Source organism: Protofrankia sp. CiP1_Cm_nod4 (assembly GCF_982290645.1).
The window spans coordinates 1-11774 of record NZ_CEVIVC010000036.1 but is presented as its reverse complement, the minus strand read 5'-3'; the positions used below and the strand labels follow the sequence as shown (position 1 = coordinate 11774).

Below are 11774 nucleotides of genomic sequence, written 5' to 3'. Positions count from 1 at the left end.
TCCGGCCGCGGTGAGGTGCTGGCGAGCCCGTCCAGGTCCGCCAGCACGCCGTCCAGGAGCCGGTGGACCTCTTCGAAGACAGCGACGTGGGCCGACACCGGCAGCGTCGGCAGCCGCTCCACCCGGGCACGCGCGGCCTGGACGTCGTCCGGGACGTCAACGGTCATACGGTGTCCTCTTCCGTGACGGTGGTGGCAGGGGCGTCGTCCCGCGGCACGCCGCTGTCGTCCCATCCAGCATGTCGGATCCCGTCCACGGTATTGACTGTCGCAGCCGGGTGCATCGCGACCGAAGCGCCTCGGCGCGACGGGCAGTATCGCCGCCACCGACCGGCAGCGGAAGGCAGCCCGCTGCTATCTGTTGACGAGCGACGGCCGGCAGGGCACGGTACGGACCTGGCCGGAGAGAGGAATCGACCGGTATGGCGACCATGCAGCAGTGCGCGACGGCGTTGCACACGCTGGCGGAGCGGCTCAACGAACTCGCCGACGAGCGTCTGCGCAGGCTCGCACCCGACCGCACGATCGTGTGTCGGATTCCTGATCTCGGGGCGAGTTTCTGCGCGGAACTGCGTGACGGCAGCGTCCTCAATATCAGTGAAGGCAACGGCGCGGCTGGGCAGGTGACCGTCACGGTGAACAGCGACGATCTGATCGCCGTTACCGATGGCAGCCTAGAGCTTACATCTGCGTGGAGCAGTGGCCGACTGAAGGTGGACGCCAGCATGTGGGACCTGCTGCGGATGCGTTCCTTCCTGTAGGCCTTCCGGTAGCGGACCGCGCCGATCCAGCGGTCGGCCTTCGCCGACAGGATGCGTTCCTTCCGGCAGGCCTTCCCGCCCTGTAGGCCATCCCGCGGATCATCCGTGGATCGCCGTCCACGATGGATGATCATCGTCTGCGGACGGCCGGTCATGTGCCCGCGGGCGATACCCGCGGCGGCCGGCCCGCCAGGCCATCGCGCGATGCCACCGGGAACGTTCCTGACGGGATCCCGTCAGGCGGGACAACCACGTCTCGGGAGGCAAGCGCGTCAGGCAAGCGCGTCAGGCAAGGTCGGCGCAGCCGGGTGGGCGGCCGCCGGCCAGTTCGCGCACGGGGCCACCCGCGTCCGCCGCCGCCCAGGCGGCCACGCACGCCGCCCGCAGCGCGTCCAGGCCGTCGTCCCACACACCCTCATCCCGCACGTTCTCGTCCCGCACACCCTCGTCCCGCACACCCTCGTCCCGCACGCCCTCGTCCCGCACGCCCTCCCGTGCCCACACGGCGTCCCTGGGCGAAGCGCTGCCCGACGGGCTTTCCCTGCCCCCACGCCCAGGGCTGTCACCGTCGGTGATGCGCACAGCCTCCGACCGGTCGGCGGGCCGGCCCGCCGGACGTACTCTCCGCCAGGTCAGTGTCCCCGCCCGCACCCGGGCCGCCCACCGGCCGCAGAACGCCTCCACCTCGTCCGGCACCCTGTCCGGCACCCTGTCCGGCCACGCCTCGTCCGCCGGGCCGGCGGTAGCCCCGTCACCAGCGGCCGACACCGACAGCCGGGTGCCCGGATGACGTACGAACAGGCCCCGCAGATCGGCCGCGACATAGGTCGGCCGATAGTGCGCCCCGGCGCGCAGGAGCTCGCCCTTGCCGGTCACCCCGGTGAGCACCAGCAGGGACGGCGTGCCCGAACGGACGGCGGAGGCGATGTCGGTGTCGAGCCGGTCGCCGACGATCAGTGGCGAGCGGGCGCCGGCACGGCGGACCGACTCCTCGTGCAGCGCCCGCTCCGGCTTGCCGGCCACCAGAGGGACCGCCCCGGTCGCGGTCCGCAGCATCGCGACCAGTGAGCCGTTGCCGGGCAGCAGGCCGCGTTCGGTTGGTACCGAGGCGTCGGTGTTGCTCGCAACCCACAGCGCGCCCGCCTGGATCGCGAGCGCGGCCTCGGCGAGCCGGGCGTAGCCGATGGCGGGGTCGAAGCCCTGCACCACCGCAGCCGGCCCCTCCCCCGCGGTGGTCACCGGCCGCAGGCCCACGTCCCGCACCGCCTCGCGCAGGCCCTCGCCGCCGGCGACCAGGACGGCCGCCCCGCGGGGCAGGCGTCCGGCGAGCAGCCGCGCCGCCGCCTGCGCGGAGGTGACCACGTCGGCCGGCGCCGCGAGCACCCCGAAGGAACGCAGCCGCTCGGCGACCCGGGCCGGCGTCCGCAGCGCGTTGTTGGTGACGAACACCGTCCGCATCCCGCGTCCACGGGCGGCGGCGATGGCCGGCGCCGCGTGGGGCACCGCCTCGGAGCCGCGGTACACCACCCCGTCGAGGTCCATCAGGGCGGCGTCGTGGACGTCGACGAGCGGGGCCGGCGACGCCGACAGCGGCCCACCCGGCCCACCCCACTCGCCCGTCTCGCTCGGGGCCCCCGGCTCATCCGGGCCGGCCGGCTGGGTGGACAGGCCCAGGCCGTGGGTCACGGCCGTCCCCGCACCGGCCGGTTGAGCGCGGCCCGCACACCCCGCAGCGCCTGCCCGTAGTGCCCGAGGTCCGGACGCATCGCGACGGCGAGCGCCAGATGCTCCACCGCCGCGCGCAGGTCACCGGTGCGGCGAGCCGCCATGCCGAGCCCGAACTGGGCGTAGTCGTCGGTCGGGTCGTGGGCGACGATCCAGGCGAAGCTCTCCCGGGCCGCGCCGTACTGGCCGGCGTCGAACTGGGCCCGGGCCAACGCCTCCCGGACGCTGCGCGAGCCCGGTTCGGCGGCCACGGCATGGGCGAGCAGCTGGACCGCGGCGTTGGCGTTGCCCCGGTCGAGCAGGGCGACACCCCGGGTGTACCAGTCGTAGACCTCACCGCCAGGACTGCCACCGGGGCTGCCACCACCCAGCTGGGTGGCATCGCCGACGCCGGCGGCATCTGCAGTACCGCTGGCGCCGGACCCGCTGGCGCCCGGGACGGTACCGGCCCCCTCGGCGCCGGCCGCGCTGTCACCGCCAGGAGCAGGGGTGCCAGCGGCCGGGGTGTTGGCGGGAACGGGGGTGCCAGGAGCGGGAGGGGTGTCGGGGATGCGCCCCAGGCTCGCGGGCAGCCACTCGTCGCGGGGGCCCCTCCCCTCGCCGGCAACCGGTCCGTCGTGCCCGCCGGACATCCGCGCCTCCCTCGTTGCCTGTCCTGGCTCTGTTTGCCTGTCCTGGCTTTCCCTGCGTTTCCTGCCGTGCCGCGACCCGGTGGCATCCGCGCCCCGGTACCCGTCTGAACCTTCGATGCACCTCCGATATGCCGACGTCGGCACCCACATGGCCAGACGCCGGTGGCCGAGGCCCAGCTCCCAGTGTCGCCGGAAACCACCCCCCGCTCCCACCGATCGCGCCGATCGGTGGAGGTGCGTACCATTTCGTCGCCTCACCGCCCGCCGTCCCTTCCACCGCGGGACGCGCTTCCTCCGCTGCCGGCGGCGCCCGCAGGCGGACCTGGTCGCCGGCCGGGCTCGGCGCCACGGGCTTCCTCCAGTGCCGGCGGCGCCCGCAGGACGTCGCATACCTCGCCGACCGCGCAGCCCACGAGTTTCCTCCGCTGCCGGCGGCGCCCGCAGGGCGTCCGCGCAAGGCAGGGGCCGACGGCACCGGCCGGTGTCGATGGCGTCCACGGCGGCACAGGTTCCTCCGACGCCGGTCGCCGCCCGCCGGTTCCGTGCCCGTCGGCGGGCTGCCAGCCCGGTGCCCGTCCCGGTGCCGGCGGTGCCCGTTCGATGCCAGGCCCGTTCGATGCCGGCGGCGTCGGTGGCGGCTGGACCCATACGATCGCCGCATGGCTGCTCCCGTCCCGGCACCACCCTCACCTGGCGGACTGGTCCTGGCCCCGTTCCGGGCCCTGCGGTATGCCGCGGACGACGGTGCGGAGCTGGCGTCACGGACCGCCCCGCCCTACGACGTGATCGACGCCGCCGGTGTCACCGCGCTGGAGGCACGGCATCCGCACAACGCCGTCCGGCTCATCCTCCCCCGCGACGACGAGGACTCCCCGGGAAGCCGCTACCGGCGGGCCGCGGACACCCTGCGCGCCTGGACCGCCGACGCGGTCCTGCGCCGCGACGAACGCCCGGCGCTGTACGTGTACGAGCAGGCCCAGGACGGGCACGTCCAGCGAGGCCTGGTCGGTGCGGTGGCGCTGGCCGACCCGGACGCGGGGATCATCCTGCCGCACGAGAACACCATGACCGGCCCGGTCACCGACCGGCTGGCCCTGACCGTGGCCACCGGGGCGAACCTCGAGCCGATCTTCCTGTTGTACGAGGGCGGCGGGGCCGCCAGCCGGGTCGTCGCCGAGACGGTGACGAGCACACCGCTCCTGACCACGGCGACCGACGACGGTGTCACCCACCGCATCTGGGCGCTGACCGACCAGGAGCGGCTCGCCGCCGTCGCCGACGATCTGTACGGACGGCGGGCGGTGATCGCCGACGGCCACCACCGGTACGCCACCTACCGCCGTTACCAGGCCGACCGCCACACGGCGGGTCACGGCGGCGGCCCCTGGGACTTCGGCCTGGCCTTCCTGGTGGACGCCCGGGTGTCCGGCCCACGGGTCCATGCGATCCACCGGGTCGTACACGGCCTGGCCCTCAGCGAAGCCGTCCGCCGCGCCGGGACGGTGTTCCAGGTGAAGCCGCTGGACGCTGTCGGCGACCCCGCTGGCACGTATCTGCTCGGTGAGCTGGCCAAGGCCGGCCAGGACGGCCACGCCTTCGTGATCACTGACGGCCGGGCGGCGTTCCTGCTGACGCGCCCGGACCCGGTGCTGCTCGCCGACGCGCTGCCGGCGGACCGCTCCGCCGCCTTCCGCCAGCTCGACGTCACCGTCGCGCATCTCGCGCTGATCACAAAAGTCTGGGGGCTGGCGGACACCGAGGACGTGGTCGGCTACCGGCATGACGCCGCCACCGCGATCGCCACAGCGGCAGCGGCAGCGGCAGCGGCAACAGGGGCAGCGGCAACAGCGGCGGTGCCCGCGCCCGGCGACACCACGGCGGCAGTGGTGGCCGGCGGTGCCGCGGCGTCCGCGTCCAATACGTCCACGGCCGGTGCCGACGTGGCGGCGCCGGACGCCGCGATCGCGCTGCTGTTGAACCCGACCCCGGCCGCGGACGTCGCCGCCGTGGCCGCGGCCGGCGAACGGATGCCGCGCAAGTCGACGCTGTTCACGCCCAAGCCGCGCAGCGGCCTGCTGATCCGCCCGCTGGACGAGTAACCGCACCGGTGCCGTTGACCGAGGCATGAGGCAGCCAGCGGCAGACGACCGGACGGCCGGGAGAGCGCCCCGGCCGTCCGGTTCGAAGGTCCTATCCGGCCCCCGGACCCCGCTCGGGCTCCTGAACGGGAGGAACCGCTTCGTCCTCCGGCGGCTCCGCGGCATCCAGCCCCACGATGTCCGGCTCCGCGGCGCCCAGCCCCACGATGTCCGGCTCCGCGATGTCCAGCCCTGCGGCGCCCAGCCCCACGATGTCCAGCCCCGCGATGTCCGGCCCCAGGATGTCCGGCTCCGCGGCGTCCAGCTCCGTGGCACGGTCCGCGGCGTCGGTCTGCTGGGTGTCGTCGACGGTCGCCGCGGAGGCGAACCAGCGTGCCGCGTCGGCGGGACGGCCCGCGGCCAGCAGCGCCTCCGCGTAGGCGTACCAGAGCCTCGCGCTCCACGGCCGCACGCCGGCGGCAGCCGCCTCGTCCTGCAGCAGCAGAACCGCGGCCTCCGGCTCACCCAGATCACGCCGCGCGCCCGACAGGACGATCAGCAGCTCGGCCCGGGCCTCCTCGTCGAGTTCGGCCGCCCCCGGATCACGGGCGAGCAGCAGGGCGCGCTCGGGACGCCCGAGCCCCCGCTCGGCATCCGCCATCACGGCAAGGTGCCGTGGGGACCCGTCGATGCGGCGTGCCGCACGCAGCTCGGCGAGCGCCGTGGCGAACTCCCCCGCGTGGTAGGCCGCAAGCCCGACCGCCTCCCGGACGACGGCGATCCGGGACGCCAGCCCCGCGGCCGCGCGGGCGTGCGCGAGCGCGAGCGCGGGGTCCTCGTCGAGGTACATGCCCGCGGCCACCAGATGCCGGGCCACCGGTTCGGCCAGGGACGCGCCCAGCCCGCGCAGCTCCCGCGTGACCTCGAAGTCGAGGAGTTCGGCGCGGGCTTCGTCCGGCAGCTCCGGTGCCGCCGGCCGGCCGGGACGCCCAGCTCCCCGGCCGGCGCCCGCGCCACCGCGCGGGGACGCCGGGGAACCCGCCGAGGCATCCGGACGGCGGTGGGCGGCACCGGCCGCGCCACGACGATCCGTCCCGGCTGCCCCGCCAGCGCGTCCCGGCCTGGACCCCGACGGCCCGGGGCCGCTCCGGCGTCCCGCTGGAGCGCCTGATGCCGGCGAGGCGCCCGATGTCCGCCGGTCCGCTCCCGGGGTCTTCCTTCCGGGGTGGTCCTGCCGGTTCCTGTCATGGTCCTGCCGGCCAGCGTCATGCTCGCCGGGCCGGGTGCGGTCGGCGCCTGGTCGGTCGGCGCCCCGCGAGTGGCCGGAATCCCGCGGGCCTGCCGCGGCCTGGTCCGGCCCGGCCGCGCCGGAGCCCCGGGCCGCGGCACCTCGAACGTCATGATCATAACTGCGTTGGTCCCGCGCCCGGGTGTCCCTGACCTCCTGGGATTCCCGCGGGGAGGCGGTGACAGGCCGCGACTCGGTACCAGGCGCCCGCCGGCCATCGCCGGGCCCGTCGCGCCGGTCGGTCAATGGCCGGTTGATCGGTGACCGGTCGGTGCCGCCGGACACGCGAGGTGCCCGGCTGTCATCGCGACGATCGGAGCCGGCCGACGAACGGGCCGACGGATGAGCCGACGGACGGGAGGCTCCCCGCGGCGGTGCCCCGCCCGGCCTGTCAGTGGCCGGGCCGCGAGGGGCCGAACTGTCGGCCGGGCCGCCAACGGTACGGCTACCGGCGTCGTAGCCGCCACCACGGCCCGCTCCCCGGGAGAAGCCCTGCCCCGGGGAGGAGGAGCCCCGCTGCCCCTGGGAGGAGGAACGGTCGTCACGGCGCTGGTCGGGCCGCCCGTACCGGCCCCCACTCGACGGCGTCCGCGAAGACGGTCCGGAATGGCCGGCGCCGGATCCCGTGCCAGGCGTGCGCCCGGCCGAGCCGTGACCGCGCCGCTCGGCATCAGCACGTGACGACCCGCCGGCACGGCCGGCTCCGGACGCCTGTCCGGACTGCCCCGGCCCACGTCGGCCGGAGAAATCACCGGAAGGGCGTGACGGCTGCGCGGCATCCCGCCACTGTGTGGAAGAGCGCTGTGTGAAGGAGCGCCCCCCGGAAGGGCCCGCGGAGGCCTGTCGGGAATTCCGTGGGACGTTCGCTCCCTCGGCTCCCTTCGCCGCCGACCACGGCCGGTCGGAGCGGGAGCCCGCTGGTTGCGATCTGCCTGTCGACGGTCGGGACTGTCGGAATCCATCCGCCCGGTTGCCGTTGGCCCGGCCGTCGTGCCCGCTGCCTGCCCCGCGATCCGGGTGACGGTTTCCTGCCGGCTGCCGTGACTCACCCTGCCGTGCTTCACCGCGTGTACCCGCGGGGCGGGCCGAACGACGGTCGGAATCATCGTGGGGGCGACCCGGCCGGATCCCCGGCCCACCTCGAGCGCTGGCAGCGGACCGCGCGCCCGCAGCCCGCTCGTCCGGGCCGTGCCGGCCCGGACGGCGATCCGGGTCGGCGCCGCGGGCCGCCCGGCCATACCCGCCCGTGCTCCCGTTGCCGCTTCTGTCGCCACGGATCCTGTCACCATGGACGTTCGTCATCGCCTGGTCGCGGGCGGCCTGACCACGGGCCTGCCGATCCTGGCGGACGTACTGGCCTCCGCCGGTGGTACGGCGAGCCTCACGGGCCCCGCGCCACCGCTTCTCCGCGAGGCTTTCCGTCGCGCTGGCCGCTGCCTTCCCCCGGCCGTTCACCGTCCGACGAGCGGTTGCCCGCCCACCGGACCTTCCAGCTCCCACCGTCACGGCCGGGCCCTCCGGATAGCCGCGGCCATCCCGCGGCTGACGGCCGGAACGACCCCCCGTGCCTCCAGTCGTCCGCATCTGGCCGCCTCCCTGCACCGACATCACATCCCCATCATCCACCACCACGCCGACAACCCTTCATCCCGCGGCTCCCGGCGCACACCGCACGGAACATCATCCGGCCGCCTCACGCAGCGGAAGCGGCCCACAGGACGGGCTTCATCCCCCGCCCATGCCGGTTCCCGCCGCGCCGGTACCTCACCGCGGCCGGGGGCGGCACCTCGACCACCAACAGGTTCCCACGGGGGTTCCCGTAGAGGTTTCCCCGCACAGCAAGGAGGGGCCACCCGAAACCGGGCAGCCCCTCCCCACCACAACCAAGTCCGGCAGCGACCTACTCTCCCACGCGGTCACCCACGCAGTACCATCGGCGCAGAAGGGCTTAGCTACCGGGTTCGGAATGGAACCGGGCGTTTCCCCTTCGCTATAACCACCGAAACACTCACCAGAATACAACCGGAAACCGGCCATACCCCCAGAACCACACAGTGGACGCGCAACACCTTCGAGGACAAGCCCTCGGCCTATTAGTACCGGTCAGCTCCATACGTTACCGTACGCCCACCTCCGGCCTATCAACCCGATCATCTACTCGGGGGCCTTACCAGGTTCACCCTGTGGGAGACCTCATCTCGAAGCAGGCTTCCCGCTTAGATGCTTTCAGCGGTTATCCCTCCCGAACGTAGCCAACCAGCCGTGCTCTTGGCAGAACAACTGGCACACCAGAGGTTCGTCCGTCCCGGTCCTCTCGTACTAGGGACAGCCCTTCTCAAGTCTCCTGCGCGCGCGGCGGATAGGGACCGAACTGTCTCACGACGTTCTAAACCCAGCTCGCGTACCGCTTTAATGGGCGAACAGCCCAACCCTTGGGACCTACTCCAGCCCCAGGATGCGACGAGCCGACATCGAGGTGCCAAACCTTGCCGTCGATATGGACTCTTGGGCAAGATCAGCCTGTTATCCCCGGGGTACCTTTTATCCGTTGAGCGACGGCGCTTCCACCAGCCACCGCCGGATCACTAGTCCCTGCTTTCGCACCTGCTCGACATGTCTGTCTCACAGTCAAGCCCCCTTGTGCACTTGCACTCGACACCTGATTGCCAACCAGGCTGAGGGAACCTTTGGGCGCCTCCGTTACTCTTTAGGAGGCAACCGCCCCAGTTAAACTACCCACCTGACACTGTCCCTGATCCGGATCACGGACCGAAGTTAGACACCCAATTCGACCAGAGTGGTATTTCAACAGCGACTCCACCGAAACTGACGTTCCGACTTCACAGTCTCCCACCTATCCTACACAAGCCGAACCGAGCACCAATATCAAGCTATAGTAAAGGTCCCGGGGTCTTTCCGTCCTGCCGCGCGTAACGAGCATCTTTACTCGTAATGCAATTTCGCCGAGTCTGTGGTTGAGACAGTAGGAAAGTCGTTACGCCATTCGTGCAGGTCGGAACTTACCCGACAAGGAATTTCGCTACCTTAGGATGGTTATAGTTACCACCGCCGTTTACTGGCGCTTAAGTTCTGAGCTTCGCACCGAAATGCTAACCCGTCCCCTTAACGTTCCAGCACCGGGCAGGCGTCACTCCGTATACATCGTCTTACGACTTCGCACGGAGCTGTGTTTTTAGTAAACAGTCGCTTTCCCCTGGTCTCTGCGGCCACTATCCGCTTCGGGGGCACAGCCCCTACACGGACAACGGCCCCCCTTCTCCCGAAGTTACGGGGGCATTTTGCCGAGTTCCTTAACCACAGTTCACTCGCTCGCCTTGGTATTCTCTACCTGACCACCTGTGTCGGTTTCGGGTACGGGCGGCCCTGACACTCGCTAGAGGCTTTTCTCGGCAGCATGGGATCATCCACTTCACCACAATCGGCTCGGCATCAGGTCTCAGGCACACAAGACACGGATTTACCTATGCCTCGCCCTACACCCTTGCCCCAGGACAACCACCGCCTGGGTTGGACTACCCTCCTGCGTCACCCCATCGCTTGCCTACTACCAGCCGGGATCCCGCGCTCCCCACCCCCTGCCCGAAAGCAGGACATGGCTCGGACGGTTAGCACGAACCGGGTTCAGCATGGGCGCGTCAGCGCCGGTACGGGAATATCAACCCGTTATCCATCGACTACGCCTGTCGGCCTCGCCTTAGGTCCCGACTTACCCTGGGCGGATCAGCCTGCCCCAGGAACCCTTAGTCATTCGGCGGACGGGATTCTCACCCGTCATGCGCTACTCATGCCTGCATTCTCACTCGTGTAGCATCCACGGCTGGGTCACCCCGCCGCTTCACACGCCACACGACGCTCCCCTACCCATACACACACGTGTGTATGCCGCAGCTTCGGCGGTGCGCTTGAGCCCCGCTACATTGTCGGCGCAGAACCACTTGACCAGTGAGCTATTACGCACTCTTTCAAGGGTGGCTGCTTCTAAGCCAACCTCCTGGTTGTCTCCGCGACTCCACATCCTTTCCCACTTAGCGCACGCTTAGGGGCCTTAGCTGGCGATCTGGGCTGTTTCCCTCTCGACTACGAAGCTTATCCCCCGCAGTCTCACTGCCACGCTTCACTTACCGGCATTCGGAGTTTGGCTGACTTCAGTAAGCTTGTAGGCCCCCTAGGCCATCCAGTGCTCTACCTCCGGCAAGAAACACGTGACGCTGCACCTAAATGCATTTCGGGGAGAACCAGCTATCACCGAGTTTGATTGGCCTTTCACCCCTATCCACAGCTCATCCCCCAGGTTTTCAACCCTGGTGGGTTCGGTCCTCCACACGGTCTTACCCGCGCTTCAACCTGGCCATGGATAGATCACTCGGCTTCGGGTCTTGGACATGCGACTCAAACGCCCTGTTCGGACTCGCTTTCGCTACGGCTCCCCCACAAGGGTTAACCTCGCCACACATCGCAAACTCGCAGGCTCATTCTTCAAAAGGCACGCGGTCACAGGGGCACGCCCCCGCTCCCACGGATTGTAAGCACACGGTTTCAGGTACTATTTCACTCCCCTCCCGGGGTACTTTTCACCTTTCCCTCACGGTACTCGTCCGCTATCGGTCACCAGGGAGTATTTAGGCTTAGCGGGTGGTCCCGCCAGATTCACACGGAATTTCACGGGCTCCGTGCTACTTGGGAAAACGCTCAGGAGACGCCATGCTTTCGCCTACGGGACTCTTACCCTCTACGGCAGCCCATTCGCATGGCCTTCGACTAACACGACGCTTTCTCACTCCTCGACGGATCGGCAGACCCGCCCGAACGCTCCCACAACCCCGACCACGCAACGCCTGCCGGCTCTCACACGCCATCGGTTTAGCCTCATCCGCTTTCGCTCGCCACTACTCACGGAATCACGGTTGTTTTCTCTTCCTGCGGGTAATGAGATGTTTCACTTCCCCGCGTTCCCTCCACGCGCCCTATGTGTTCAGGCGCGGGTGACAGGATTTCAAGCCCTGCCGGGTTTCCCCATTCGGAAATCCTCGGATCATAGCTCGGTTGACAGCTCCCCGAGGCATATCGCAGCCTCCCACGTCCTTCATCGGCTCCTGGTGCCAAGGCATCCACCGTGTGCCCTTACTAACTTGGCCACAAAGATGCTCGCGTCCACTGTGTAGTTCTCAAGATACAGACGGCCCCACCCACCCCGCCACGGCCCACCAGCACCCGGCCGGCAGTCCCACGACAGCAGATGGTCCGCACACGCAGACAACCCCACCAGACAC

Annotated in this window: 5 protein-coding genes and 2 rRNA genes; 2 read left to right on the top strand and 5 right to left on the bottom strand. The window is 70.4% G+C overall.

All coding sequences use genetic code 11. The features are described from left to right. Positions 1 to 421 precede the first annotated feature (421 nt). Entirely contained in the window at positions 422 to 760 is a 339-nt protein-coding gene (locus tag AC5LSR_RS09430) for an SCP2 sterol-binding domain-containing protein (protein WP_250281845.1), read from the top strand. A gap of 285 nt (positions 761 to 1045) precedes the next feature. Here AC5LSR_RS09430 and AC5LSR_RS09425 read toward each other — a convergent pair whose 3' ends face one another. Next, positions 1046 to 2446: an HAD-IIA family hydrolase gene (locus AC5LSR_RS09425; RefSeq protein ID WP_493464817.1), complete on the bottom strand. Its 1401-nt coding sequence runs from the start codon at positions 2444 to 2446 to the stop codon at positions 1046 to 1048. After that, positions 2443 to 3117 (bottom strand): tetratricopeptide repeat protein, encoded by a 675-nt coding sequence (locus AC5LSR_RS09420; RefSeq protein WP_445548477.1) that lies wholly within the window; start codon positions 3115 to 3117, stop codon positions 2443 to 2445. The genes AC5LSR_RS09425 and AC5LSR_RS09420 overlap by 4 nt, the downstream gene beginning before the upstream one ends. A gap of 659 nt (positions 3118 to 3776) precedes the next feature. Here AC5LSR_RS09420 and AC5LSR_RS09415 point away from each other — a divergent pair. After that, positions 3777 to 5216: a DUF1015 family protein gene (locus AC5LSR_RS09415; RefSeq protein ID WP_250292062.1), complete on the top strand. Its 1440-nt coding sequence runs from the start codon at positions 3777 to 3779 to the stop codon at positions 5214 to 5216. Positions 5217 to 5307: 91 nt separating this feature from the next. On the opposite strand, the gene AC5LSR_RS09410 is transcribed toward AC5LSR_RS09415, so the two are convergent. The 3 genes from AC5LSR_RS09410 to AC5LSR_RS09400 form a co-directional block, all read right to left on the bottom strand. Further along, positions 5308 to 6729, bottom strand: coding sequence for a hypothetical protein (locus AC5LSR_RS09410; RefSeq protein ID WP_493468360.1), 1422 nt, complete (start codon positions 6727 to 6729; stop codon positions 5308 to 5310). A gap of 1641 nt (positions 6730 to 8370) precedes the next feature. Further along, a 5S ribosomal RNA gene (rrf, locus tag AC5LSR_RS09405) occupies positions 8371 to 8487 on the bottom strand. A 69-nt stretch (positions 8488 to 8556) separates the two neighbouring features. Continuing rightward, positions 8557 to 11639: ribosomal RNA gene (locus AC5LSR_RS09400) — 23S ribosomal RNA — on the bottom strand. Positions 11640 to 11774: the final 135 nt, after the last annotated feature.